Below are 26368 nucleotides of genomic sequence, written 5' to 3' on the forward strand. Positions count from 1 at the left end.
TGGCCGGGCAACACTAACTCCGCGACGAGGATTGGCCTTGCGCTAGATCGCGTCTGAGGCCTCGCCGCGGCAGCTAAGAAGAAGCAGTTCTGCGCGCACCATTTCACAGTAACACGGGTGCGTAAGATGAAGGAGCATCACCTCCAGCAACGTCCACTATGCAGACGCTGCCACCGGGGCCAGCGCCGGCGGCAGCCTTCACCTGAAGGAGCACTTGTGCCAAACTCGGGGATCGACCTGTCCAACATCGACCACACCGTGCGGCCGCAGGATGACCTGTACCAGCACATCAACGGCGCGTGGCTGAAGAGCACCACCATCCCGGATGACCGGCCCCTTGAAGGCACCTTCACGGCCTTGCGGGACGGGTCCGAGCTGGCGGTCAGGGAAATCATCGAAGAGGCCGCCGGGCGCGGCGAAGAAGCCACCGGCATCGAACAGAAGGTCGGGGACCTTTACAACAGCTTCATGGATGAAGCCACTGTCGAGGCCAAAGGTATGGAACCCATCCGGGAACGGCTCGCCTCGGTGTATGCCACGAAGTCCGCGGCGGACGTCATCGAACTGGCCGGAAGGCTCTTCCGTTCCGATGTATCCGGGCTCTTCTACATCTACCCGGCGCCTGACGCGGGAAACCCGGACCGAATCCTGCTGTACACCGGGCAAGGCGGCCTCGGCCTGCCGGATGAGTCGTATTACCGCGAAGAGAAGTTCGCTCCCATGGTGGCGGCCTACCGCGGGCACGTCGGGAACATGCTCGGCCTCGCCCGTAACCCGGACCCGGAAGACGCCGCGGAACGCGTGGTCCGTCTGGAGACAGCTTTGGCCGCCCACCACTGGGACAACGTGACCCTGCGGGATCCGCAAAAGACGTACAACCTGAAATCCGCCGCGGAGGCCCGGGAGCTTTTCCCGCTGATGGATGCCTGGTTCGAGGCCGCCGGAATCGTGCCGGACAAGCGGCAGGAGATGGTGGTCAGCACGCCCGATTTCTTCTCCGGGGCAGCGAGCCTGCTCGAATCCGAGCCTGTGGAGGCCTGGCAGGACTGGCTGGCCATGCGCGTTGTCAGCTCAGCAGCCCCCTACCTCTCGGCAGAATTCGTGGATGCGAACTTCGCGTTCTACGGCACCACCATTAGCGGCACACCCCGTAACAAAGACCGCTGGAAGCGCGGCGTCGCCGTCGTCGAAGCAGCCCTCGGCGAAGCGGTGGGCCAGATTTACGTCTCACGGCACTTTCCCGAAACCCACAAGGCCCGCATGCAGTCGCTCGTGGCCAATCTCATCGAGGCCTACCGGCAGAGCATCACCGGGCTCGCCTGGATGGGCGAGGACACCAAGCTCGAAGCCCTCAAGAAGCTTGAAGCATTCCGGGCCAAAATCGGCTACCCGGACGAGTGGATCGACTACTCCGCGGTGGAGATTGACCCCGCCGACCTCCTCGGAAACGTGGAGCGGGCCCACAATGCCGACGTCGACCGGCACCTGGACGAGGTGGGCAAGCCCGTTGACAAGAACAAGTGGCTCATGACGCCCCAGACCGTCAACGCGTATTACCACCCGCTGCTGAACGAAATCGTGTTCCCGGCGGCCATCCTGCAGGCTCCGTTCTTCACCGCGGACGCCGACGACGCCGTCAACTACGGCGGCATCGGCGCCGTTATCGGACACGAGATCGGGCACGGTTTCGATGACCAGGGCTCACAGTTCGACGGCGGCGGCGCCCTCCGGAACTGGTGGACCGAGGATGACCGGACCGCTTTCGAGGCCCTGACGTCCAAGCTGGTGGCCCAGTTCGATGCATTGTCGCCCACCGCGGCCCCTGGCCACCACGTCAACGGCAAGCTCACCCTGGGCGAAAACATCGGCGACCTCGGCGGCCTCACCATTGCCTACAAGGCCTACCTGATCAGCCTTGACGGAGCGGAACCGCCGGTGCTGGACGGCCTGACGGGTCCGCAGCGGTTCTTCGCGTCCTGGGCTGCCGGTTGGCGGCAGGTGATCCGGAACGAGGAGGCCATTCGCCGGCTTGCGACGGACCCGCACTCCCCCAACGAGTTCCGTACCAACGCCATCGCCAGGAACCTGGATGCCTTCCATGAAGCATTCGATGTGGCAGAACAGGACGGCATGTGGATGCCTGCGGCGGAACGCGTCAGCATCTGGTGACCGACACGTCTCGATGAGGAAAGCGGGGCCGGCCACAGAACGTGGCCGGCCCCGCTTTTCTCTTGCTATCGACCGCTGCTAGCGAACAATCAGTTCAGGGTTCGCCTGCTGGCAGACCGTGTCGCCGGCCGTCTGGTTGACAATGTCGGACGGAAGCGGCGCCGAGTCCATTTTTGTTCCGGACATGAAATCGGCGCCGAGGTAGACCTGAACTCCGCTGACGCCGGCTGCCGGGAGAACCTGCGTGGCCGGTATTTCCAGCAACGCCGCGACGTCCGCGGCCACGTCCTCGAAACCGGGTGCGTAGTAGACCGCCGTCTTCTCGACCGGCTGCGCCGCCAGCGGGGCCACCTGGGTGAAGCCGCCGGCAATAATGGCCTGGGTGATTTCCTGGGTCCGTGCCGGAACTCCCGTTCCGTTCGCCACCGTGACCGGCTGCAGCGCCTTGTTATATGCAGGCGGCGGTGTTTCGGCAGGCGTGGACGGTGAAGGGGCGGGAGCCGACTCGGTCGGTTCCGCCGTGGGACTAGGGGTGGCTGTCGGGTCGGTCAGGTCGACGTCCTTGCGCAGCGCGGCGAAAAGCTGTGACGCAGCCGGCTCAGCAACGGTGAGTCGGTTGGGATCGGTGGGCGCGGGCGTGGTGGGCACGGCCACGAACGCCACCTTGCTGATGTCGATGTTCTTGAGCCGGTTACCGATGGTCAGCAGCGACGGCACGGACGCCAGTCCATCATCCACCGTAAGGTTCCGGGTTACGACGTCGGCAATCTTGAGCATCTTCTGGGGGTCCGACAGCGTGCCGTCATCCTTGATCTTGCGGGTAAGGGATGACAGGAAGCCCTGCTGCGCCTTGATGCGGCCCAGGTCACCGCCGTCCGCGAAGGCATGCCTGGTCCGGAGGTAGGCCAGCGCCTGCTCGCCCTGCACCTGCGAGTTTCCCGCGGGGAGGCGCAGGCGGGAGTCGGGGTCGTAGACGGCGTCACTGACGCAGACTTCCACGCCGCCCACGGCGTTGGAAAGTTCCTTGACCGCGTTGAAATCCGCCATCATGAAGTGGTCGATTTCCAGTCCCGTGATTTTGTTTACGGTATCCACGGCACAGCCAATGCCGGCCTCTTTCATGGCTTCGTTGATCATCACGCCGCTTCGGGCCGGAAAAACCTGCTTGGTCTTCTGGTCCGTGCATTCGGGAATGTCCACCAGCAGGTCCCGCGGGAAGCTAATGACGCTGACACGCTTGTTGTCCGCCGAGATGTCCATCATCATCATGACGTCCGACTGGCCGTAGCCGGTGGAGTCCTCGGCCGTTCCGTAGTCGGAGTTTTTGCCATCCCGGGTGTCAGAGCCCAGGATCAGGATCTGCATCCGGTCCTTGGAGTCGTTGACGGGATCTTCGGTACGGCTGCTGCCGGCACCGAGCGGGGCTTTGCTGATGTTCATCTGCAAACGGATGACCCAGAAGGCGGCGAAAGCCACAGCGCCCACAAGAACGAGGGCCACAACGGCAGTAGTCACCTTGAACCACACCGGCTTTCCGCGCATTGCGCCGAGGTGCCGGGCGGGGCCCATGTCCTTCGTGTCCGAATGCCTGGCAGCGGCGTCGGACGCTGGCGAACCAATGCCTTGTCCGGGAGTGTCTCGGCGTCGCACCACGTGGTGTTACCTTCCTCTATAAAACGGGGTTCGGTCCATTTTAGTGGTCCTGGCTGGGAAAACACCCGATGGGCGGGCGCAGCGGGACAGCCGGGAGCGGCCGTCCGGTCCGGCACCCGCGTCGAACCGCCAGGCAGCCGGGTGGCTCGATGCAGTCTAGAAACCGAGCTTGACCAGCTGCTTTGGATCCCGCTGCCAGTCCTTGGCCACCTTGACGTGCAGGTCCAGGTAGATCCGCGTTCCGAGCAGCGCTTCGATGCCCTTGCGGGCATTGGTGCCCACTTCCCGCAACCGGGCGCCGCCCTTGCCGATGATGATGGCCTTCTGGGAAGGCCGCTCCACGTAAAGGTTGACCCTGACGTCAAGGAACGGGCTGTCCTCGGGCCGGCCCTCGCGGGGAACGATCTCCTCAACCACAACGGCCAGGGAGTGCGGAAGCTCGTCCCGGACCCCTTCCAGCGCGGCTTCGCGAATGAGCTCCGCGACCATGACGGCTTCGGGCTCGTCCGTCAGGTGCCCGTCCGGATAGAGCGGCTGCGACGGCGGCATGTGGCTGATGAGGACATCCGCCACGGTGTTCACCTGGAACCCGTCCGTTGCCGATACCGGCACAATGTCCTTCCACCCGTCTTCGCCGAGGACTTCGCGCCCCAGCGCGGCAACGGCAAGCAACTGCTCAGTCAGTGCCTGCCGGTCCACCAGGTCGGCCTTGGTGACGATCGCAATGATGGGCTTTTTGCCGACCGCGGCCAGCTGCGCGGCGATAAAGCGGTCGCCGGGGCCGATCTTTTCGTTGGCCGGAAGGCAGAAGCCAATGGCGTCCACTTCGGAGAGGGTGTCTGCCACCAGGTCGTTGAGGCGCTTGCCCAGCAGTGTCCGCGGCCGGTGCAGGCCGGGAGTGTCGACGAGGATGAGCTGGGCGTCTTCGCGGTGGACGATGCCACGGATCGTGTGGCGCGTCGTCTGCGGCTTGGCAGAGGTGATGGCCACCTTCTTGCCCACCAGTGCGTTCGTCAGCGTGGACTTGCCGGCATTAGGCCTACCCACGAGGATCGAAAATCCGGCGCGGAAGCCGCCAAAGGCCTCGCCGCCGTCCGCTTTATTCTGCTTGCTCACGTGGAACTCCCTGTTGCGTTGTTTCGGCCTCGTCGAGTAGGTCTTCAAGGTCAGTCTGTTCTGGAAAGGCGCCCTTTGCAACGGGCGCCGCGATGATGTGGCTGACCCTGTTGCGGCGGCCTTCCAGGCGTTCTGCCCGCAGCGAGATCCCGTCCACCTCGACGGTGCTGCCGACAATGGGAACCCTGCCGAGGGCCTTGGCCAGCAGGCCGCCCACGGTGTCCACTTCGTCGTCGTCGAGTTCCACATCAAAAAGCTCACCGAGGTCGTCGATGCCCATCCGCGCACTGACGCGGTAGCTCCCGTCGCCCAGTGCCACGGCCTCCGCGCTCTCGGTGTCGTATTCGTCCACAATCTCGCCGACGATTTCCTCGATCAGGTCCTCCAAGGTGACCAGTCCGGCCGTTCCGCCGTACTCATCGATCACGATCGCCACGTGGGTGGATTCCTTCTGCAGTTCGCGGAGCAGGTCGCTGACCTGCTTGGACTCCGGAACGTAGCGGACTTCGCGGGCAAGGTCGTCGACGATGGGGGGTTCTTCGTCCGGGCCCAGGCTGTGCAGCGCGGCGGCGACATCCTTGAGGTAGATGATGCCCAGGATCTGGTCCGTGTTGTCCCGGATGACGGGGATCCGCGAGTATCCCGACCGCAGGAAGAGGGACATGGCCCGGTGCAGGCTCGAGCCGGCGTCGATGCTGAGGATGTCCGTGCGGGGCACCATCACGGCCCGGACCAGGGTGTCGCCGAAGTCGAACACGGACTGGATCAGTTCGGCCTCGTTGTCCTCGATCATGTCCGACTCGGTGGCGCGGTCCACCAGTTCGCGGAACTCCTCCTCGCTGAAGGAAGCCTCATCGCCGCCGCGTGCAGCAGGTGCCACGGCGCTGCCCAGGGCGACAAGCCAGCCGGGGATGGGGCCCAGTACCCAGCACAGGAACCGGATGATCGGCGCGCTGAACCGGACGACGCCGCCCGCGTGGGCACGGCCAAGCTGCCGCGGTGAAACCCCGACGATCACGAAGCCTACGAGGGCCATGATTCCGGTGGCGGCCAACCCTGCAAGCCATACACTGTCCAACAAGCTGTGCAGAAGGACCGCCACTGCCACTGCCGAGGCCATTTCGAACCAGATCCGCCAGAACCTCAGGGAGCGCATGTGCGCCACCGGTTGGTCCAGGATGCGTTTGAGGGCCTGGCCGTTGCTTCGAAGCACTGCCTCTTCGGCGTCGTGGCGGGGCAGGAAATTAAACGCGGACTCGGCCGCTGTCAGCAGGGCGGCGAAGCTGAGGAAAACCAGCGCCATGCCAACGAGGATCAGTGGGGTCACTGCATCGTCTCTGACGGGGCTTCTTTACCGGTGAATCCCTCAAGCAGTTCCCGCTGCAGGCCGAACATCTCTTCTTTTTCCTCGGGATCGGCGTGGTCGTATCCCAGCAGGTGCAGGATGCCGTGGGTGGTGAGCAACAGCATCTCGTCCTGGGTCGAATGACCGGCGTTGCGTGCCTGGACTTCCGCCACCTGCGGGCACACGGCAATGTCCCCGAGCATGCCCTGGGGTGTCGGCTTGTCAGGTGTGCCCGGGGTCAATTCGTCCATGGGAACGGACAGGACGTCGGTGGCACCGGGCTCATCCATGAGTTCCAGGTGCAGCTTTTCCATGGCGGTTTCGTCCACCAGGAGGATGGACAGTTCAGCCTGGGGGTGGATGTACAGGCGTTCGAAAACGAACCGCGCCAGGGCAACCAGCTGGGCTTCGTCCACCGTGACGCCGGATTCGTTGTTTACCTCGATGCTCATGCGTGCTCTCCCCGCTTCTCCCGGCTCACGGAATGCTTTACCCGGTTCCTCTGTGCCTCGTCCCAGACGCCGTACGCATTGACAATGTCTCCCACCAGCCGGTGGCGGACCACGTCCGAGGCGTCGAGCACGCTGAAGTTCACGTCCTCGATGCCCTGCAGGATCTCTTCCACGATCCGGAGCCCGGAACGCGTGCCGAAGGGCAGATCCACCTGGGTGACGTCCCCGGTGACCACCATTTTGGAGCCGAATCCCAGCCGGGTCAGGAACATCTTCATCTGCTCGGGCGTGGTGTTCTGGGCCTCGTCGAGGATGATGAACGCATCATTGAGGGTTCGGCCGCGCATGTAAGCCAGCGGAGCCACTTCAATCGTGCCGGCCGCCATCAGGCGGGGAATGGATTCAGGGTCCATCATGTCGTGCAGGGCATCGTACAGCGGACGCAGGTAGGGGTCGATCTTGTCGCTGAGCGTCCCCGGAAGGAACCCCAGCCGTTCACCGGCCTCCACCGCGGGCCTGGTAAGAATGATGCGGCTGACTTCCTTCTGCTGCAGTGCCTGGACGGCCTTCGCCATGGCGAGGAAGGTCTTGCCGGTACCGGCCGGTCCGATGCCGAAGATCACCGTGTTGGCGTCAATGGCATCGACGTAATTCTTCTGGTTCAGCGTCTTGGGCCGGATCGTCTTGCCGCGGCTGGAGAGGATGTTGTACGTCAGCACCTCGACCGGGTTTTGGAGCGACTGGCTCCGGAGCAGGGCGGCGAGCTGCTGGAGCACTGCCGGTGTAATGACGGTTCCCCGGTCAACGAGCCCGCGCACTTCGTGGAGCAACCGCATGATCCGTGGAACATCGGCGGCGGGGCCGCTGATGGCCAGTTCGTTGCCGCGTACGTGGAAGTCCACAGCCGGGAACTGTTCCTCGATGAAGCGGAGCGCCTCATCATGGCTGCCAAGGGACTGAACCATCTGTTCGGAGTTGTCAAAGATGACCACCTCCGTCCTGACACCGGGAAGACTATGGGGAAATTCACCTGTGGTGCGCTCTCCGGCGCTGAACCGGGGCCTTCCGTTTGTTGCTTCAGTCATGGTGCCGGCCTGCGGGCCTCTGGTCCCCTCCAGTTAGGAAATGTGTCTCTCTGGCCGGTCAGTTCGCCGTTGCTGCTTTAGCGTCGGGCTCCGCGCCCGGCCGAGTCCTTACATCTTACGCCAGTACGCTGTCCGGGAGCCGCGGACTGCGGGCGCCCGCCGTGCGGATGCAGCCTTTTCGTTGCAGGTTCCCGTCATTAGGTATCAACTTCGTATCGGCCGCATATCGTTCCCGTTGCAGTTCGGGCGACCGCCTGCAAACGCCGCTGGGGGCCGCGCACTCTATGTAATGCTGGAATTCGCTGGCGTTGCGCCGGCCAAAAGACGACTTCACCACCAACGGTGGCAGGGACAGGGCGGGGTACCCGGGAGCACTATGGAGATCAGGAATCCACGACGCCGGAAGGCAGCAGGAGGCGGGCGGACGCGTTCCGCCGTGATGCTTCTTGTGCTGCCCGCCGCCATGGTGCTTTCCGGCTGCGTAGCCACTCCCCAGCCTTCCGCAACCACCGCGGACAGCACGCCTCAGTCGGTGACCGGATCCGCCACCGCCGGAGTGCCCAGCACGAGTGCACCGCTGGAAACCACACAGGCTTCCAATAAAGCTCCGGTGTATTGGATCGGCCGGAGCAACGAGAACGTCTTCCTTTACCGTGAGTTCCGGGACGTCCCCGAAGAGGAAAATCCCGTCACCAGGGCGCTGCGCTCGATGATGTCGGACAAGCCCCTCGATCCCGACTTCTTCACCCCGTGGCAGAATCCGAAGAAGCTCGCCACCTCAATCTCCGGCAAGAATGTGATCACGGTGGACGTCTCACCGGATGCCTTCAACAGCAACCTCGACGAAGACATGGCCAAGCGCGCCATCCAGCAGCTGGTGTACACCGCAACGGCCGCAGGGGCCAGTTCGGGGCTGGTGGACTCCGGCCAGCAGATCCAGGTGGTCATCCTCGTCGACGGACACACGGATTACCTCGCTTTCAACCACGTGAAGCTGGGTGCTCCCACTCCCCGCAGTGCGGGCATGGTGGCCCCGGTCTGGATCATTGATCCACAGGAAGGCGTGGGCGTTGCGCACGGGAGCGTCAAGATCAGCGGCCGAAGCACTCTCCCCGGCGGCAAGCTCCGGTGGAAGATCCTGAAAGTTGAAGGCAGCAGCGACAAGGCGGCCTACTTGAGCGGCGACGTCACCGCATCAGCCGAACCGGCACAATCCGGACTTTTCGCGCTGAACGTGAACCTGGCCCCGGGGAACTATGAAGTGCGGGTGTCACAGATCGATCCGGGTAAACCGGACCGGGAAATGAATGTGGACACCCGCGGCTTCAAGGTCGAATAGCTCCGCCTTTAGCGTCGAATAGCAGCTACCAGCGTCCAAGGATGTCGCTGGCAAGCACGGTGGCGGCCGGCCCTGCCGTGGAGGACCTGAGCACATGGTGGCCCAGCAAGGCCGTCACGGCACCGGCGCCGCAGAGTTTGGTGACCTCACGCGGACTGATTCCGCCCTCCGGTCCCACAATAAGGAGGATCTCGCGCGGCCCCGGCCCCGGTGTGCCGCCGCCGTCGCCGTCGCCGTCGCGCCACTTCTCCAGTACGGCGCGCAGCGGTCGGACGGCATCCTCGTGGAGGATGATGGCGAGGTCCGCCGCGGAGACGGCGGACTGCAGCCCGGCACCGTCCACGGCGGCGCGGACCTCCGGAATCCATGCCCGCCGTGCCTGCTTGGCCGCCGCGGTCACCACGGACTGCCATTTGGCATGCGCCTTGGCGGCACGCTCGCCTTTCCATCGGACGATGGAGCGTTCCGACTGCCACGGAATGATGGCGTCGATCCCCAGTTCAGTCGCGGTTTCGGCAGCCAGTTCGTCGCGGTCACCTTTGGCCAGCGCCTGGACCAGGACCAGGCGGAGGTCCGGGCGCTCCTCGGATTCCAGGGCCGAACACTCCACGGTCAGTTCACCCGGCGCGACGGCGGCGACGGTACCGGAAAGCCGCTTGCCCGCGCCGTCGGCTATGTCAACGGACTCCCCCACGGCGATCCGCTTGACGGTGACCGCGTGCCGGGCCTCGGGACCCTGCAGCACGAAGTGCGAACCGGGAACCTGCTGGTCCAGGGCTCCGGGGGTTGCAAAAAAGACCGGGTTGCTCACCGCTACAGGTTACCGAGCCTGTCCCGGAGCTTTGCGAAGACACCGCCGCTGGCGGCAAGTTTGCCCTCGGTATACTGCTCGCCGCGCAACTTGGCCAGCTGCCGCAGCAGGTCTTCCTGCGCGGCATCAAGCTTCGCCGGGGTTTCGACCTGCAGGTGGACCTTCAGGTCGCCGCGGCCGTAGCCCCGGAGGTGGGTGACGCCAAGCCCGCGCAGGGTGATGATCTCCCCCGACTGGGTGCCGGCCTTGACGTCGATTTCCTGCTGCCCGTCGAAGGTGTCCAGGCTGAGCTCAGTGCCAAGGGCGGCGGCGGTCATCGGGATGTTCAGGGTGGCATGGAGGTCGTCACCGTCACGCACGTATGTGGCGTCGTTGTTGACGCGGATCTCGACGTACAGGTCACCGGAGGGGCCTCCGGCAGGACCGGCCTCGCCCTGGCCGCCCAGCTGGATGCGGGTTCCGGTGGCTACACCGGCGGGTACCTTGACCGTCAGCGAGCGGCGGCTGCGGATGCGGCCCTGGCCGTTGCACTCGTTGCAGGGATCCTTGATGACCGTTCCGAAGCCTTCGCAGGAGCCGCAGGGGGCGGCCGTCATGACCTGGCCCAGGATGGAGCGGACGGCCCGCTGGACCTGGCCGCTGCCGCCGCAGATGTCGCAGCGCTCAGGGTGGGCGCCGGGCTGGCAGCACGACCCCTCGCAGGTGGGGCACGTTACGGCGGTGTCGACCTCGAGTTTCTTGTTGACGCCGAATACGGCGTCGCGAAGGTCGATCCGGACGCTGATGAGGGCGTCCTGCCCGCGGCGGACGCGCGAGGCCGGCCCGGAGGAACCGCCGGCGCCGAAGAAGGTGTCGAAAATGTCCTGGAAGGCGAAGCCCTGTCCCGAATAGCCGGTGCCGCCGAAGCCGTTGTCCGTGCCGTTTTCGTTACCGGTGGTGTCGTAGACACGGCGCTTCTGCGGGTCGGACAGTACTTCATAGGCGTGGGTGACAGCCTTGAAGCGGTCCGAGGCATCCTCACCGGGGTTGACGTCCGGGTGCAGGGTGCGCGCAAGCTTTCGGTAGGCCTTCTTGATCTCTTCGCCCGTCGCTTCGGGTGAGACTCCAAGAACGTCGTAGTGGCTGCTCAAAGTTCGTATCTCTTCCTGGTTGTACTGCCTGTAATGCCTTGGGTGTCCATGATGCTGCTGCCGCGTCCCGGAAGCCGGGACTCGGAGGCCTGGTTGGCTGATGAAGGACCGGTCATGGTCCAAGGATCCTGGAAAGGTAGCGTGCCACGGCGCGGACCGCGGCCATGGTGGTGGGATAGTCCATCCGGGTGGGCCCGAGGACGCCCACCTTGGCGCTGGAGCCCGGGCCGTAGCCCGTGGCCACCACCGAGGCTTCCGCGAGCCCGTCGTAGGGATTCTCCCGGCCAATGCTGACGGTGACGCCGCGGGGGTCCTGCGCCATTTCACTGAGCAGGCGCAGCATGACCACCTGTTCCTCGAGTGCCTCAAGGACCGGGCCGATGCTCAGCGGGAAGTCAACGTTGGACCGCGCCAGATTGGCGGTACCGGCCATGACCATCCGCTCCTCCCGTGTGCTGCTGGCAAGGGCATCCAGTCCACGGGCCAGCGCCTGCGCGGCCTGCCGGCGCGAGGGTTCACAACCGGCGACGACGGCGGGCAGCGCCTGCGGGAGCAGGCTCAGCGGAGTCCCCGCCAGGCTCTTCAGGAACCGTGCGCGGAGGCCGGCGAGGGCCTCATCGCCGAGTTCCTGACCGACGTCGATGACCCGCTGCTCGACCTTGCCGGTGTCCGCGATCAGTACGAGAAGCACCTGCCGCGGCGCCAGCAGCACGAACTCAATGTGCCGCACCATGGCACGGCTGAGGTGCGGGTACTGCACAACGGCCACCTGGTTGGTCAGCTGCGACAGCAGCCGCACGGTGCGCTCCAGGACATCGTCCAGGTCCTCCGACCCTTCCAGAAGCGTCTGGATGGCTCGGCGTTCAGCCTGCGACAGCGGCTTGACGGCGGATATCTGGTCGACGAAAAGCCTGTAGCCCTTGTCCGTGGGGATTCGACCGGCGCTGGTGTGCGGGGCGGTGATCAGTCCCTCATCTTCCAGCGCCGCCATGTCATTGCGGATGGTGGCACTGGAGACCCCGAGATGGTGCCTTTCCACCAAGGCCTTGGAGCCCACGGGTTCGCGGGAATGGACGTAGTCCTCCACGATGGCCCGCAATACTTCAAGCTTGCGTGGCTCGCTCATTCTCCACCTCCGATCGGCTTTCCCGGGCCCGCGGCCCGGCATTGCGCCAAGCGCATGCCCCGTCACGCGTTAGCACTCGTCATGTCTAAGTGCTAACCAGTCTAATATGAGTCGCCGCGTTGTTAGCATTGGTACCGCTCCGGGCGAAACCCGGAGCGGGACGGGACAAGCAACTCCGCGAAGCCGCGGCCGTCCCGTTTCACTTTTCTCTAGCGCAAGGCTGTGTCTATCCGATGTCGTACCAGAACTGGGGCCCGCAGGACATCACTGCTCCGAAGAAATCCGAGCTGCCCGAGGTGCCGGTCGAACGAGGGATGGTGCTGGAGGACGTACAGTCCGGCTGGGTTGGCGCTGTCACCAGGGTGGAAAAGTCCGGCGGCATGCACGTTGTGGCACTTGAGGACCGGCGCGGTAAGTCGCGCACGTTCCGTCTCGGCTTCGGGTTCCTCCTGGAGGGCCTGCCGATCCGGCTGATGCCCCCGGCGCCCCGTCCGCAGGCAGCCGCCGCCGCGTCCGCCAGGACCGCCTCCGGTTCCGTGCGTGTGGCAGGCCAGCGCGCGCAGGTGGCCAAGGCCAGCCGCATCTGGGTGGAAGGCAAGCACGACGCCGAACTCGTGGAAAAGGTCTGGGGTGACGACCTCCGGGTGGAGGGCATCGTCGTCGAACCCCTGCACGGCATTGATGACCTCGCCGCGGCGGTAGCCGCGTTCCGCCCCGGCCCGGCCCGGCGGCTTGGCGTGCTGGTGGACCACCTGGTTGCCGATTCCAAGGAGTCCCGGATCGCCGACGCCGTGATGGCCTCCCCCGGCGCCGCCGGCAACGTCCTGATTGTGGGCCACCCGTATGTGGATGTATGGCAGGCCATCAGGCCCGCCGTCCTCGGCATTGACGCGTGGCCGGTCATTCCCCGGGGCATCGACTGGAAGACCGGCATCCTGACGGCCTTCGGATGGCCGCACGAGACCAAGGAGGACATCGGCCTGGGCTGGCAGAAGCTGCTGGGAGCCGTCCGCAGTTACGCGGACCTGGAACCGTCGCTGCTGGGTCGTGTAGAAGAGGTCATCGACTTCCTCACGGTCCCGTAGGGCGGAGCGGACAACGCCGCAGGCCGAAGTACACGCCACGGAAGGCGCCTGTTGAACTCTTCGAATGCACGCCTGACCCAGTATTCTTGATACGGCGGTTGTTGCTGTTCAAGCAGTGCCCGCTTATCCGGGTACCACCGCACCACTGCAATCCGAAGGACGAGACCGTGGCAGAGAACGCACGTGAACAAAGGGACAACCAGGCCGGCCATGGCCAGCCCCAGTATCATGGCGTCCCCGCCAACGCCCTGCCGCTGACGGCCAACGAAGACCGGCAGTGGGCAACGCTCGCGCACTTCGGCGGCATCCTCGGATGCGTCCCGTCCCTTTTGATTTACCTGATTTTCAAGGACCGCGGACCGTTCACCGCGCAGGAGTCCAAAGAAGCCCTGAATTTCACGCTGCCTCCCACGATCGCCGCGGTCATCTGCAACATCCTGGTGATGCTGCCGGTGGTCGGCAACATCTTCGCAGTGCTGGCCACGCTGATTTGGATCGCTGTGACGTGCTTCTCCGTGGCGGCCGGGATCCACGTGAACCGCGGGCAGCCGCACCGCTACGACTACAACCTGCGCTGGATTAAGTAGCACCGGCCAGGCTAACCGCGCAGCCGGTTCGGCCCGTTAGTCGTGCAGGATCCTTCGGACCACGGCGTCGGCGAGGAGCCTGCCTTTCAGGGTGAGGACGAGCCTGCCCTTGAATGCCAGCGCGGGATCCACCAAACCGTCCGCGATCAGTCCGGCGACGGCGTGCCGCCCGGACTCTCCCAGCCCGGACACCCCGAGTCCGCTGCTCAGCCTGGCTTCAAGCATGACCCGCTCAACATTCCGGGTTTCGGCGTCGAGCGTCTCCCGGCCTGCCGCCGGAGACGCCCCGCCGGCAAGCCTCCCGGCGTATGCCGTGGGGTGCTTGACGTTCCACCAGCGGACTCCGCCGACATGTGAGTGCGCGCCCGGCCCGATGCCCCACCAGTCATCGCCGCGCCAATAGGCCAGATTGTGCCGGCAGGCCTGCTGGGGCGTGCGCGACCAGTTGCTGACCTCATACCAGCCAAGGCCTGCCGCGGTGATGAGTTCGTCGGCGAGTTCGTACTTGGCGGCGTGGTCGTCGTCGTCGATGCCGGGGACTTCGCCGCGGCGGATCTGGGCGGCCAGCTTGGTGCCGTCCTCCACGATCAGGGCGTAGGCGCTGATGTGGTCCGGGCCGTAGGAGAGGGCCGTCTCAAGCGAGTACCGCCAGTCCGCCAGCGACTCCCCCGGGGTTCCGTATATCAGGTCCAGGCTGACGGCGAGTCCGGCGTCCCTGGCCCACTGCACCACTTGCGGCACCCGGCTGGGGGTGTGCGTACGGTCAAGGACCTTCAAGACGTGCGGCACGGCCGACTGCATCCCGAAGGAAACACGGGTAAAGCCGGCATCCGCGAGCAGCTGCAGCGACTCGGGCGTGACGGAATCGGGATTGGCTTCGGTAGTGACCTCGGCGCCCGGCTCCAGGCCCCATTCCGCTACCGCCGCTGCCAGGATACGGGCAAGGTCCTCCGCGGGCAGCAGCGTTGGCGTGCCGCCGCCGAAGAAGACCGTGCCCAGCCGGCGCGGGGGCAGTCCGCTGCCTTTCAGCACCCTCGCGGCAAACTCCACCTCGGCAATGGCAGTCGAGGCGTAGGCGTCCTGGGACGCGCCGCCACCGAGCTCAGTGGCGGTGTACGTGTTGAAGTCGCAATAACCGCAGCGGACGGCACAGAAGGGAATGTGGACATACAGTCCGAATCCCCGCTGCGCAGCGCCGTCAGCGGCCTGCGCAGGCAGCAGGCCGTCCGACGGCGCGGGGTCACCCAGGGGCAGGACGCTAGGCATGGGTGCGGCCCCCGGAGGTTCCGGCCACGGTCATCACTACTTCTTGGCCTTGTCCTTGGATTCGTCCGTGGTGAGCGCTGCGATGAAGGCTTCCTGCGGCACTTCCACGCGGCCCACCATCTTCATGCGCTTCTTGCCTTCCTTCTGCTTTTCCAGCAGTTTGCGCTTGCGGGTGATGTCACCGCCGTAGCACTTGGCGAGGACGTCCTTGCGGATGGCGCGGATGCTTTCCCGGGCGATGATGCGGGAGCCGATCGCAGCCTGGATCGGCACCTCGAACTGCTGGCGGGGAATGAGCTCGCGCAGCTTGCCCGTCATCATCACACCGTAGGCATAGGCCTTGTCCCGGTGGGTGATGGCGCTGAAGGCGTCCACCTGTTCGCCCTGGAGCATGATGTCCACCTTGACGAGGTCGGCAACCTGGTCGCCGTCGGCTTTCCAGTCCAGCGAGCCGTAGCCGCGGGTCTTGGACTTGAGGATGTCGAAGAAATCGAAAACGATCTCAGCCAGCGGGAGGCGGTAGCGGATTTCCACCCGGTCCTCGGACAGGTAGTCCATGCCGCCCATCACCCCGCGCCGGCTCTGGCACAGCTCCATGATGGCCCCGACAAACTCATTCGGCGCCAGGATGGTGGCGGACACCATCGGCTCGCGGACTTCGGCGATTTTGCCGGTGGGGTATTCGCTGGGGTTGGTCACATGGACAACCCGCTTGTCCTCCAGGGTCACTTCGTATTCCACGTTGGGGGCTGTGGAAATCAGGTCCAGCTTGTACTCGCGTTCGAGCCGCTCCCGGGTGATTTCCAGGTGCAGCAGGCCCAGGAAGCCAACACGGAAGCCGAAGCCGAGCGCGGCCGAAGTTTCCGGCTGGTACACGAGCGCGGCGTCGTTGAGCATCAGCTTCTCCAGCGCATCGCGGAGCACCGGGTAGTCCGTGCCGTCCAGCGGGTAGAGGCCGGAGAAGACCATGGGTTTGGCGTCCGCATAGCCCGGGAGGGATTCGGAGGCAGGCTTGGCCAGGTTGGTGACGGTGTCGCCCACCTTGGACAGGCGGACGTCCTTCACACCGGTAATGAGGTAGCCCACTTCGCCCACGCCCAGGCCCTTGGAGGGGGTGGGTTCCGGGGAACTGACGCCGATCTCAAGGAGCTCATGCGTGGCGCGGGTGGACATCATCTGGATGCGTTCGCGGGGGTGCAGCATGCCGTCCACCACCCGCACGTACGTGACCACGCCACGGTAGGTGTCGTAGACCGAGTCGAAGATCATGGCGCGGGCAGGAGCATCCGGGTCACCCACGGGGGCAGGCAGGTCGCGGACAATCTTGTCCAGCAGGACTTCGACGCCCATGCCGGTCTTGCCGGAGACACGCAGAACCTCATCGGGGTCGCCGCCGATCAGGTTGGCGAGCTCCTCGGCGTACTTTTCGGGCTGGGCCGCCGGGAGGTCGATCTTGTTGAGGACCGGGATGATGGTGAGGTTGTTCTCCATCGCCAGGTACAGGTTGGCGAGGGTCTGCGCCTCGATGCCCTGGGCCGCGTCCACGAGGAGCACTGCACCTTCGCAGGCGGCCAGCGAACGGGAAACCTCATAGGTGAAGTCAACGTGCCCGGGGGTGTCGATCATGTTCAGCGCGTAGCTGGTGCCGTCAACTTCCCACGGCATGCGGACAGCCTGGGACTTGATGGTGATGCCGCGCTCACGTTCGATATCCATGCGGTCCAGATACTGGGCCTTCATGTCGCGGGACTGAACGACGCCGGTGTACTGCAACATGCGGTCGGCCAGAGTGGATTTACCGTGGTCAATGTGCGCAATGATGCAGAAGTTCCGGATGATGGCCGGATCTGTTGCGGCGGGCACCGGGGCGGTGCGGGCCATGGGAGACACGCAGGGTCCTTACTGTTGGCATTTCCGCGGCTGTGCTCAGGACGGCCGGAGCCGTCGCGGGACCTGCCGCACGTGAACTTATAGTGTCCCACGTCCTGCCGCCACTCGGTGCATTGTTTGCGCACCCGGACGGCGCGGCCGCCAAACGTCCGCCCCGGGCAGTCGAAGTATCGTTGCAGGATGGCATTTAACCTCCGCTCACTCGGCCGGGCTGTCCGCACCGCATTCCGTCTTCTGGAAGGGCGCCCCGGCACGGATCAGCCGGCCCGCCCGGCGCCGTCCCGTTCCAAGCCCGCCCGCTCGACGCCGCCCACCACCGCCGCAGGGGGCATCGGTGGAAAATATCCGGGCGACTTCAAGGGTGCGACGACTATCAAGTACGCACCCTCCCCCAACGGCAAGCCGGAACCGGGCGAAGTTGTGTGGACCTGGGTCCCCTATGAGGAGGACCATTCGCAGGGCAAGGACCGGCCCGTGCTGCTGATCGGCAGCCGCGGGCAGTACCTGCTGGGGCTTATGCTCACCAGCAAGGACCACGACCAGGACCGGGACCGCCGGAACGACGATAGCTATGTGGACATCGGCACAGGCAGCTGGGACCGACAGCGGCGCCCAAGTGAGGCCAAACTGGACCGCATCATCCAGATCAGCCCGGCGGACATCCGCAGGGAGGGCGCCGTCCTGGACCGGAAGCGCTTTGACAGCGTCGCTTCGGCACTCCGCGAACTTCACGGCTGGAGTTGACGAAGGACCGGCACAACCACAACGCAACGCCGCCTCAGCGGGGAGGCGGCAGCATTGCAGGGCGTCTGCTATTATTGACAGCTGTGTGTCCGTGCAGGTCGACGGCCACTGATGGTTGGCCGCCATAGGTATCCCCACGCCGCTCAGTCAATGGCCAATCTGAAAGCCCTCTAGACCATTTCCGCATTAAAAAGAGAGTTCACACGTGGCTAATATCAAGTCCCAGAAGAAGCGCATCCTCACCAACGAGAAGGCTCGCCTGCGTAACAACGCAGTCAAGTCCGAGCTGAAGACGGCCATCCGCGCCGTCAACACCGCCGTTGAGTCCACCGACAAGGATGCTGCTGCTGCTGCGCTGGTTGCTGCAAGCCGTAAGCTCGATAAGGCTGTCAGCAAGGGCGTTCTTCACAAGAACAACGCTGCAAACCGCAAGTCGGCGATCTCCAAGAAGGTCAACGCACTCTAAGGTTTTCCAGTTCAACTGAACTGATGATCGTGGCCGGCACCCCATGCGGGGTGCCGGCCACATCCAGTTAACGGACTATCGGCGGCAGCAGACCGGCGGCGGCTGCCGGCCGCCTGCCCCCTGCCCCGGACCGCACGCCGGCCTGCCGGAACTCAGTTGCGGCGGACCGACGTAGCGATGACGGTCACCGCATGCTCCACCGCGTAGACCGGATCCCGGGAGAGGCCTTTGACCTGGGCGTCCGCCTCGGCAGTCACCTGGATGGAGCGGACGAGGCCTTCAGGCGTCCAGCGCCGGACGTCCCGCTGCGCCTGTTCCACCAGCCAGGGCTGCATGCCAAGCTGGCGCGCTATCTGGGCCGAGGATCCCTGTGCACCGGCAACCTTGGCCACAGTGCGGAGTTTTGCGGCCAGTGCAGCGACGAGCGGGACGGGGTCAGCACCCGTTGCGAGGGCGTGGCGGAGAGTGGATAGTGCCAGCGGACCGTTGCCGGCCAACGCGGCGTCGGCAACCTTGAACGCTGTTGCCTCGATCCGCCCCCCGTAGTACCGGTCCACCATGTCCGTATCAACAGCCGTGGCAGCGTCCGCGATGAGCTGGCTGCAGGCGGCAGCAAGTTCCGACAGGTTGGCTCCCACCGCATTGACCAGCGCATGGACGGCTTCGGGCTCGATGCGCCGCGAGGCAGCCTTGAATTCAGCTGCGACGAATGCCGATTTCTCCGCATCCTTCTTGAGCGGCTGGCAATCGACCACCGGCCATCCGGCGGACTTGATGGCCTCGAGCAGCTTCTTTCCCCGGACGCCTCCACCGTGGCGGACCACGAGGACGGCGTCGGGTTCAGGGTCCGCCAGATACTTGAGGGCGTCAGCGAGGAACGCGTCGTTCATTGCCTCGGCGGACTCCACCTCGATCAGCTTGGATTCCCCGAAGAGCGAAGGACTGACGTTCATGGCGAGGGCCCCGGGTTCATAGCTGCCTGCGTTGAGCCTGGTGATCTCGACATCCGGCTGGGCTGCGCGGACCTGGGCCCTGATGCGGTCCATGGCGCGGATTCCGAGGTATTCTTCGGGCCCGCCGATCAGCACGATGCGGGCCGGGGTCACATCGCGCCAGGTGGCGGTCGCTGACGTCGCCGGCTTGGATCGTGCTTTTTGCGCAGCGGCCACTCTTGGTTCCTCCCGGACATCGGATTAGTACTCCTAAGACTCCCACGGCCCGGGCGCTCATCCAAGCCAGTGAATCGCGGGCACAGTTCCAGCAGATCGATGGTTTTTCGATGCGCCGCCAGGACCAGCGCCCACGCGGCCCGCGGGTGCAGCACAAGCCACAGCGCAAGCACGGTGCAGGCCGACAATGCCACCATGGTGAAGGCGCCGTACGGCCCTTCCGGCCACGGCAGGGCAGCGCCGGGCAGGCCGGCGAAGAACCTGGCAACGGCCGCCACTCCGGCCGAGCAGCCGCCCGCAACCGCCATCGGAGCCACTGCTGCCCATGGGGCCAGCGGCACCACGGGCACGGCGGCCGTGCCGAGGATGGTCACCGGTGCCACGAGGGGGGCCGCCACCATGTTCGCGAGCAGGGCGTAGGTCGAAAACTGTGGTTGCAGCAGGACGATCACCGGGCCGCAGAAGAGCTGGGCCGAGAGCGGAACAGCAAGGCCGGCAGCCAGCCACCGTGGCACTACCGGCGGCAGCCATTCCATGATCGGGGCGCCGGCCACGACGATGCCGAGGGTTGCCAGCACGGACAACAGGAAGCTGAAGCTGGTCCCGAGTGCCGGATCGGCCATGAGAAGCCCGACCACAGCAAGGCAAAGGAAGCTCAGGCCGCGTCCGGCCCGTCCGCCGGACAGGGACACCAGCCCGATCGCCCCCATGAGTGCTGCCCTGAGGACGCTGGCGTCGGGTCCCACCATCAGGACGAACAGGCACAGGCCCGCGACTGCGGCCGCAGCGGCAGGAGCCCGGGGCAGGCGGAAACTCCGGGCGGCGAGCAGCAGCGCCCCCAGGATGAGGCTGCAGTTTGCCCCGCTGACTGCGGTCAGGTGGGTCATGCCGACAGTCTTCATGGCGCTTTCCAGCTGGTCGTCGAGGTAGCTGGTGTCACCCGTCACCATTCCCGGCAGGAGACCGCGGGCATCGCCGCCAATCCATTCCGCAGCATCTGCAAACCCGCTGCGCAGGGCGCCGGGTCCCTCCTGCCATGTCGAGGGACCGACCATCGTCACGGGGCCCGTAGTGGCGGAGAGGGTGCCCGCCTGCGTTTGGCCCCCATCGGCCGGCTTCAGTTTTCCCGTCGTCCGGATCCGCTCTCCGGGCACCACGTGCTGCCAGTCGGCACCGCCCACAATCATCAAGCGGGCGTCCCCCTTGATGAGGCCGCCGTTGGCAGTAATCGCGAAGGCGGTGGCCTGGACTGCCCAGCGGTCCGACCCGGCCCGGCCGGGAACCTTCAGCGGGCGCGGCGCACCAGTAATTTCAGCTTCGACCACCACAGCGGAACGGGCCGTGACGGCATCCGCAACAGGCCCGTCATGCTTCTGGGATGCGGCGATGGCAGAGTGGGAGGCAATGGCTGCCGACAGCACCGCGGAAATGGCGAGCGTGGTCAGGAAACTGCGGGGTGCCCGCCCGGCCCCAGGGCCCCGGAAGCGGCGACGGCGTATCGCCACGAACAGCACCACGGCAGCAAGGAGCAATCCCGCCACCAAGCCACCGAGCGCGGGCAACGGCATCCAGACACCGGCAACGGCTGCCGCCCAGGCGAGGAGGGCAGGAGCCGCCAGGCGCAGGTCGGTCCGGCGCCGGGGCCTGTCACCGGTCGAGGACGCAGCGGGTTGCCGGGCAGCGTGGGCCCGGCCCTCCGGGGCAGGTAGGAGTCGGGCTGCCAGCAGTTCACGGACGCCCGATGCGGTTCGCGGCAGGATGCCCCGGATGCCGGCGGCGCGGACGTCCGATGCGGCACGAGGGGCCGTCCCTGAGTCCCCGGGAGCGAGGGTCGGCGATCGTTGGGCCACATCCGCTTCGCCCCGGACAGCTGCGTCGACGAATCGATGCCAGGGACTCGGACTGCCCATCTCAGGACACCCGCACGAGTGGCAGCAGTGCTTCCAGCATCTTGGGGCCGACGCCGTCCACGGCGTCGAGTTCCTCAACCGTGCTGAACCGGCCGTGTTCCTTGCGCCAGTCGACGATGCGCCGGGCCAGTACCGGACCTACCCGGGGCAAGGCGCCCAGCTCCTCCGCGGACGCCGAATTCAGATCGATTTTCGCGGCGCCTGCTCCCGTGTGGCCGGTTCCTGCTTCACCAGCTCCCGCGGGGCCGGACCCGGATTCGCCGGCCCCGGTCCCGGAGGCATCCAGCGGTTCGCCGATCTGCGGAACGTGGAGCTTCTGGCCGTCGGCCAGGACGGCGGCCAGGTTCAGCCGGTCCAGATCCGCCTCCGGCGTACTGCCTCCGGCGGCCGCAATGGCTTCGTGGACCCGGCTGCCTTCCGGCAGTTCCACGACGCCCGCCCTGTTGACGGCTCCCGCTACATGGACCACGATTTTCGCACCCGCGGCGTCATCCGGCGCCTTCTCCGCTGACGGGCCGCCGGACTCCGCCGGCGGCTCCGCGCCCTGTTCTCCCCCGGGCTGCCCGCGCGCCTCCGGGCTGCTGACCTCGCTGAGCGGCACCACGTGCGGACGACTGGCTGCAACGTCCCACCAGAACCAGCCGCCCAGCAGGAGACTGAGCAGTCCCAGCAGCACGGCAACGCGGAGCCCCGTGCGCCACCGGACTTTCGCGGGTCCCGGCGTCCCGCCGCCGGCAGGGCCGTCAACCACGTGCGGTTCCGGCCGCGGGCCGCCGTCGTACGTAAAAGTTCCTTGGCCGGGAACACCGGCACCGTGCTGCAGCAGCCCCGGAAACCCTGCGTCCCCGGTTCCGTGACCATCGCTCCCGTCACCCTCATCGTCGAGCCCAAGGGAAGCCGTGAGGCGCCGCCGCGCACGGCTGGCCGCGGCAGGGGCTCCCGCTTCCGCGTTCCGGCGTGACATACCCACCACGCTAGGCAAGTGCGCGCAGGACGGACAGCACCAATGGCTGTATGTGGAAACTGCGGCCCGCGGGTGTTCCGGCGACGGCCCCGGGCGGGACGGCTACTTCTGGTAGGTGATGTAAGCCTCGTATTGGACCCGCCAGGCCTCGGGTGCCTTCGGATCGGGAACCGTCGTCGTCAGGAACTGGACGCTGGTCACCTGGCCCTTGAGGTACTTCAGCCAGTTGGTGACTTCTTCGGATACGTCCTTGTCGAGCTGGGCAACGTGGTGCACCTGCATTGTCATGGGAGCCTCCTTGCTTGGTGGGGAGACTGTACTACCGGCGCCGCTATTGGGCCAGAGGGGGATCGTTCTGCGGGGTACTGCTCTCCCCCACGATCACCGCCAGGACTCCCAGTCCCGCGTGGGCAGCCAGCACGGCCGGCAGCGAACTGATTTGCGCCGGGGGCACGTCCGGAAGCGCGGCGGCCAGCCGGTGCGCAAGCTCCGCTGCCTCACCGGGGTTGCCAAAATGGTGGACGGCCAGCCTGGCCTGGCCGGCGGGCCGCGCTGCGGCATCCGCAACGACGATTTCCTCTAGGCGCGCCACGGCCCTCGCCGCGGACCTGACCTTCTCCAGCGGGACGATCTTCCCGTCGTCCACGGCAAGGATCGGCTTGATGGCAAACATCGTTCCCCACAGCGACGCCGCCGCCCCGATCCGGCCGCCGCGGCGCAGCTGCTCCAGGCTGGGTACATAGAAATAGACTTTGGTGCGGGCCATGCGTTCTTCGGCAAAGGCGCGCACTTCGGCTGCCGGGCGGCCGTCCGCGGCAGCTACCACGGCGCTTTGCACGCCCATTCCCAGCGCCATGCCGACGGTTTTCGAATCGACCACTTCCACCGGGATGCCTACGCGGGATGCGGCGAGCCTGGCGGAGTCGGCAGTGCCGGACAGTGCCCCGGAGATGTGCACGGAGACCACTGCCTCGAAGCCGCGGTGCAGCGCGGCGGAATACGCCTGCTCGAACTGGCCCGGGGACGGCCGCGACGTCTTGACCGGCGTTCCGCTGGCCAGCGCCACCGCGATCGTGTCCGTGATGTCGTCTTCGCCTTCGCCGTAAATCTCCGCCCCCACCATCACCGGCATGGGCACCACCGTCAGCCGCCCGTCGGCGGCGAAGTCCCTGACCCAGTCCGCAGGCAGCGCGGCAGCAGAATCTGTCACCACCGCGGTGCGCACGACGGCGGCAGGAACCACTGCTTCCGGCGCAGCCTCCGGCCTGGAAACCTGCCGCAGGCGGACAAGCCGTTCCTTTAGCCACGGCCATCCGGCCGGCTCCCGGTCGTTCACGGCGTCCCCCTGCTGCTGCGGTCAAACATCATGGCCGGCCGCCGGCGATACCGGCGGCCGGTGCCCCGGCTAGGCCGGGACGATGTTGACCAGTTTAGGGGCACGCACGATGACCGTGCGGATACCCCGCCCGTCGAGGGCGCGCTGGACGTTCTCCGACGCCAGGGCCAGTTCACGCAGCTCGTCCTCGCCGATGCCCGGGGAGACCTCCAGCCGGTCGCGGACCTTGCCCTGCACCTGGACCACGGCGGTCACAGTTTCCTGCACCAGGAGTGCTTCGTCATGCGCGGGCCAGCCGGCGTTCGCCACCGAGGCGGGATGCCCCAGCACGTTCCACATGTCCTCGGCCGTGTAGGGCGCAAAGAGGCTCAGGATGACCGCGACGGCTTCCGCCGCTTCGCGGACTGCGGGATCCGCCCCGCCTGCACCCGAGTCGATGGTCTTGCGGGTCGCGTTGACCAGCTCCATCAGTTTGGCCACCACCACGTTGAACTTGTTGCTGTCCAGCAGCGTGGCGGCGTCGGCAATGGTGCGGTGCGTGACGGAGCGCAGCGCCCGGTCGCCCTGCGCGGCGTCCGCGCCGGGCGCGCTGGTGACGTCCTGCGCCAGGCGCCAGGCCCGGGCCAGGAACTTTGCAGAGCCCGACGGCGAAACATCCGCCCAGTCGACGTCGTCCTCCGGCGGCGAGGCGAAGATCATGGTCAGGCGCACGGCGTCCACGCCGTACTTGTCCAGCTGCTCGCCGAGGTCGACGCCGTTACCCAGGGACTTGCTCATGGCTTTGCCCCCGTTAAGGACCTGGCCCTGGTTCAGCAGCGCACTGAACGGCTCGTCGGCGTCGATCATGCCGAGGTCGTGGATGACCTTGGTGAAGAATCGCGCGTACAGCAGGTGCAGGATGGCATGTTCCACGCCGCCCACGTACTGGCCGACGGGCATCCAGTCGTTGATCTTCTCGGGGTCGAACGGACCCTCGGTGTACTCCGGGGACACGAACCGCAGGAAGTACCACGACGAGTCAACGAACGTGTCCATGGTGTCGGTGTCGCGCTTGGCAGGACCCTGGCAGTTGGGGCACTCAACGTTGACCCAGGCTTCGGCGGCGGCGAGCGGCGACGTGCCCTTCGGGGACAGGTCTTCGCCGCGCAGGTCGGCCGGCAGGGTGACGGGCAGCTGATCGTCGGCAACAGGAACCTCGCCGCAGGCAGGGCAGTGGATGATCGGGATGGGCGTGCCCCAGAAGCGCTGGCGGCTGAGCAGCCAGTCACGCAGGCGGAAGTTGACGAACTTTTCGCCGGTGCCCTGCTTCTCCAGCATGTCGATTGCGGCCGGAATGGCCTCGGCCTTGGGCAGGCCGTCCAGGACGCCGGAGTTGATCAGGGTGCCTTCTCCTGCAGTCGCCGTGCCGGTCACAGCGGGGTCGTCCTCCCCCGTGTCCAGTACGGCGCGGACGGGCAGGTCGAAGGTCCTGGCAAAGTCGAGGTCGCGCTGGTCGTGGGCCGGGACCGCCATGATGGCGCCCGTTCCGTAGTCCGCCAGCACGTAGTCTGCAGCCCAGACCGGCAGCTTTTCGCCGTTCAGGGGGTTAACGGCGTACCGGCCGGTGAACACGCCGGTCTTCTCCCGCTCGGTGGACTGGCGTTCGATTTCGGAGAGTGCCTTGACCTGTTCGCGGTAGGCGTCCAGGGCAGCGGCGTGCTCGTCCGTGACCAGCTCCACTGCCAGCGGCGCATCTGCTGCCACCACGAAGAAGGTGGCACCGTACAGGGTGTCGGGGCGCGTGGTGAAGACGGTGACATCCTTGGCGGGCTTGTCGCCGGCGGCCTCGATCACGAAGTTGACGTGGGCCCCTTCGGACCGGCCGATCCAGTTCTTCTGCATGGCCAGGACGCGTTCGGGCCAGTGGCCGCGCAGTTCGTCCATGTCGTCCAGCAAGCGGTCGGCGTAGTCGGTGATCTTGAAGTACCACTGGTTCAGGGACTTCTTGGTCACCGCGGTGCCGCATCGTTCGCAGGCACCGTTGACAACCTGTTCATTGGCCAGCACCGTCTGGTCCTTGGGGCACCAGTTGACCGGGGAATCCTTCCGGTACGCCAGGCCGCGCTCGTAGAAGCGCTTGAAGAGCCACTGGGTCCAGCGGTAGTACTCCGGGTCCGAGGTGTGCAGGCGGCGTGACCAGTCAGCCGAGATCGCGTAGCGCTTGAAGGACGCCGCCTGGGTGTCGATGTTGGCGTAGGTCCACTCGCTGGGGTGGGCATTGCGCTTGATGGCGGCGTTCTCGGCGGGCAGGCCGAAGGAGTCCCAGCCGATCGGGTGCAGGACGTCAAAGCCCTTCTGGCGCAGGTAGCGCGCGACGACGTCTCCCATGGCGAACGCTTCGGCGTGGCCCATGTGCAGGTCGCCTGAGGGGTAGGGGAACATGTCGAGGACATAGCGGCGCTCACGCGAGCCGTCGTCGACGGGGGTGAACACCTTGAGGTCTTCCCACACCTGCGGCCACTTGGCCTCCATCGCGGCGAAGCTGTAGGTGCCCTCCTCGGGACCTTCCGTTGCGACTGCTGCTGTTCCGGTCTCTGTCTCCGGCTGAACGCTCACTGCTGCCCTCTTCTGTTCTGTACCGCTTTTCGTACGGCCGGGCTTTCTGTTTCAGCCCCGGCCCCTGATCCCCTGCTGCCGGCCCCGAGGGGCTCCAGACACACAAAAGCCCCTCGACATGGAGGGGCTG

The 26368-nt window shown here is 66.1% G+C and carries 22 protein-coding genes; 6 read left to right on the forward strand and 16 right to left on the reverse strand.

Features of this window, described 5'->3' with window-relative positions:
* The first annotated feature begins 216 nt into the window (after positions 1-216).
* Positions 217-2169: a M13 family metallopeptidase gene (locus TV39_RS11400; RefSeq protein ID WP_043481722.1), complete on the forward strand. Its 1953-nt coding sequence runs from the start codon at positions 217-219 to the stop codon at positions 2167-2169.
* Positions 2170-2247: 78 nt separating this feature from the next.
* On the opposite strand, the gene TV39_RS11405 is transcribed toward TV39_RS11400, so the two are convergent.
* From TV39_RS11405 to TV39_RS11425, 5 genes are all read right to left on the reverse strand, one after another.
* A complete protein-coding gene (locus TV39_RS11405; RefSeq protein WP_200891004.1) occupies positions 2248-3822 on the reverse strand; it encodes an LCP family protein in 1575 nt (524 codons plus the stop codon).
* 156 nt (positions 3823-3978) lie between these two features.
* Positions 3979-4938, reverse strand: a complete 960-nt coding sequence (gene era / locus TV39_RS11410) for a GTPase Era (protein WP_043481724.1) — start codon at positions 4936-4938, stop codon at positions 3979-3981.
* Entirely contained in the window at positions 4922-6265 is a 1344-nt protein-coding gene (locus tag TV39_RS11415; RefSeq protein ID WP_043481727.1) for a hemolysin family protein, read from the reverse strand. Before TV39_RS11415 ends, era begins: the two co-directional genes overlap by 17 nt.
* Positions 6262-6735, reverse strand: a complete 474-nt coding sequence (gene ybeY / locus TV39_RS11420; protein ID WP_043481730.1) for an rRNA maturation RNase YbeY — start codon at positions 6733-6735, stop codon at positions 6262-6264. Before ybeY ends, TV39_RS11415 begins: the two co-directional genes overlap by 4 nt.
* Positions 6732-7820 carry a PhoH family protein gene (locus TV39_RS11425; RefSeq protein WP_043481732.1) on the reverse strand — a complete coding sequence of 363 codons (1089 nt, stop codon included), beginning with the start codon at positions 7818-7820 and terminating at the stop codon, positions 6732-6734. The genes ybeY and TV39_RS11425 overlap by 4 nt, the downstream gene beginning before the upstream one ends.
* 439 nt (positions 7821-8259) lie before the next feature.
* Between TV39_RS11425 and TV39_RS11430 the strand changes: the two genes are divergently transcribed.
* On the forward strand, positions 8260-9159 hold the full coding sequence (locus TV39_RS11430; protein WP_442853496.1) for a GerMN domain-containing protein: 900 nt from the start codon (positions 8260-8262) through the stop codon (positions 9157-9159).
* Between the two features lie 25 nt (positions 9160-9184).
* Here the strand turns inward: TV39_RS11430 and TV39_RS11435 are convergent, their stop codons facing one another.
* From TV39_RS11435 to hrcA, 3 genes are all read right to left on the reverse strand, one after another.
* Positions 9185-9970: a 16S rRNA (uracil(1498)-N(3))-methyltransferase gene (locus tag TV39_RS11435; protein WP_043481737.1), complete on the reverse strand. Its 786-nt coding sequence runs from the start codon at positions 9968-9970 to the stop codon at positions 9185-9187.
* Between the two features lie 2 nt (positions 9971-9972).
* Positions 9973-11100 (reverse strand): molecular chaperone DnaJ, encoded by a 1128-nt coding sequence (dnaJ, locus tag TV39_RS11440; protein WP_043481739.1) that lies wholly within the window; start codon positions 11098-11100, stop codon positions 9973-9975.
* A gap of 112 nt (positions 11101-11212) precedes the next feature.
* Entirely contained in the window at positions 11213-12226 is a 1014-nt protein-coding gene (gene hrcA / locus TV39_RS11445) for a heat-inducible transcriptional repressor HrcA (RefSeq protein WP_043481740.1), read from the reverse strand.
* 233 nt (positions 12227-12459) lie between these two features.
* Between hrcA and TV39_RS11450 the strand changes: the two genes are divergently transcribed.
* Positions 12460-13311, forward strand: coding sequence for a DUF3097 family protein (locus TV39_RS11450; RefSeq protein WP_043481742.1), 852 nt, complete (start codon positions 12460-12462; stop codon positions 13309-13311).
* Between the two features lie 167 nt (positions 13312-13478).
* Positions 13479-13898 carry a DUF4870 domain-containing protein gene (locus TV39_RS11455; protein WP_043481744.1) on the forward strand — a complete coding sequence of 140 codons (420 nt, stop codon included), beginning with the start codon at positions 13479-13481 and terminating at the stop codon, positions 13896-13898.
* 36 nt (positions 13899-13934) lie between these two features.
* Here TV39_RS11455 and hemW read toward each other — a convergent pair whose 3' ends face one another.
* Together hemW and lepA are read right to left on the reverse strand one after the other, a co-directional pair.
* Positions 13935-15164: a radical SAM family heme chaperone HemW gene (gene hemW / locus TV39_RS11460; RefSeq protein WP_043481745.1), complete on the reverse strand. Its 1230-nt coding sequence runs from the start codon at positions 15162-15164 to the stop codon at positions 13935-13937.
* Between the two features lie 36 nt (positions 15165-15200).
* Positions 15201-17054, reverse strand: a complete 1854-nt coding sequence (gene lepA / locus TV39_RS11465; protein ID WP_200891005.1) for a translation elongation factor 4 — start codon at positions 17052-17054, stop codon at positions 15201-15203.
* Between the two features lie 180 nt (positions 17055-17234).
* Between lepA and TV39_RS11470 the strand changes: the two genes are divergently transcribed.
* Both TV39_RS11470 and rpsT read left to right on the forward strand, forming a co-directional pair.
* Positions 17235-17798: a type II toxin-antitoxin system PemK/MazF family toxin gene (locus TV39_RS11470; RefSeq protein WP_043481749.1), complete on the forward strand. Its 564-nt coding sequence runs from the start codon at positions 17235-17237 to the stop codon at positions 17796-17798.
* 205 nt (positions 17799-18003) lie between these two features.
* Entirely contained in the window at positions 18004-18264 is a 261-nt protein-coding gene (gene rpsT / locus TV39_RS11475; RefSeq protein ID WP_011692086.1) for a 30S ribosomal protein S20, read from the forward strand.
* Between the two features lie 152 nt (positions 18265-18416).
* Here rpsT and holA read toward each other — a convergent pair whose 3' ends face one another.
* The 6 genes from holA to leuS all read right to left on the reverse strand — a co-directional run bounded on the left by holA (position 18417) and on the right by leuS (position 26238).
* A complete protein-coding gene (gene holA, locus TV39_RS11480; protein WP_043481751.1) occupies positions 18417-19433 on the reverse strand; it encodes a DNA polymerase III subunit delta in 1017 nt (338 codons plus the stop codon).
* Positions 19367-21343 carry a ComEC/Rec2 family competence protein gene (locus TV39_RS11485; protein ID WP_043481753.1) on the reverse strand — a complete coding sequence of 659 codons (1977 nt, stop codon included), beginning with the start codon at positions 21341-21343 and terminating at the stop codon, positions 19367-19369. The genes holA and TV39_RS11485 overlap by 67 nt, the downstream gene beginning before the upstream one ends.
* Position 21344: 1 nt before the next feature.
* A complete protein-coding gene (locus TV39_RS11490; protein WP_043481755.1) occupies positions 21345-22307 on the reverse strand; it encodes a helix-hairpin-helix domain-containing protein in 963 nt (320 codons plus the stop codon).
* 102 nt (positions 22308-22409) lie between these two features.
* Complete coding sequence (locus tag TV39_RS11495) at positions 22410-22595, reverse strand: hypothetical protein (protein WP_043481757.1); 186 nt, start codon at positions 22593-22595, stop codon at positions 22410-22412.
* Positions 22596-22638: 43 nt separating this feature from the next.
* On the reverse strand, positions 22639-23643 hold the full coding sequence (locus tag TV39_RS11500; protein WP_043481760.1) for a DegV family protein: 1005 nt from the start codon (positions 23641-23643) through the stop codon (positions 22639-22641).
* Between the two features lie 69 nt (positions 23644-23712).
* Positions 23713-26238, reverse strand: coding sequence for a leucine--tRNA ligase (leuS, locus tag TV39_RS11505; RefSeq protein ID WP_043481763.1), 2526 nt, complete (start codon positions 26236-26238; stop codon positions 23713-23715).
* Positions 26239-26368 lie beyond the last annotated feature (130 nt).

This window comes from Arthrobacter sp. SPG23 (assembly GCF_000876655.1).
Classification (GTDB): domain Bacteria; phylum Actinomycetota; class Actinomycetes; order Actinomycetales; family Micrococcaceae; genus Arthrobacter.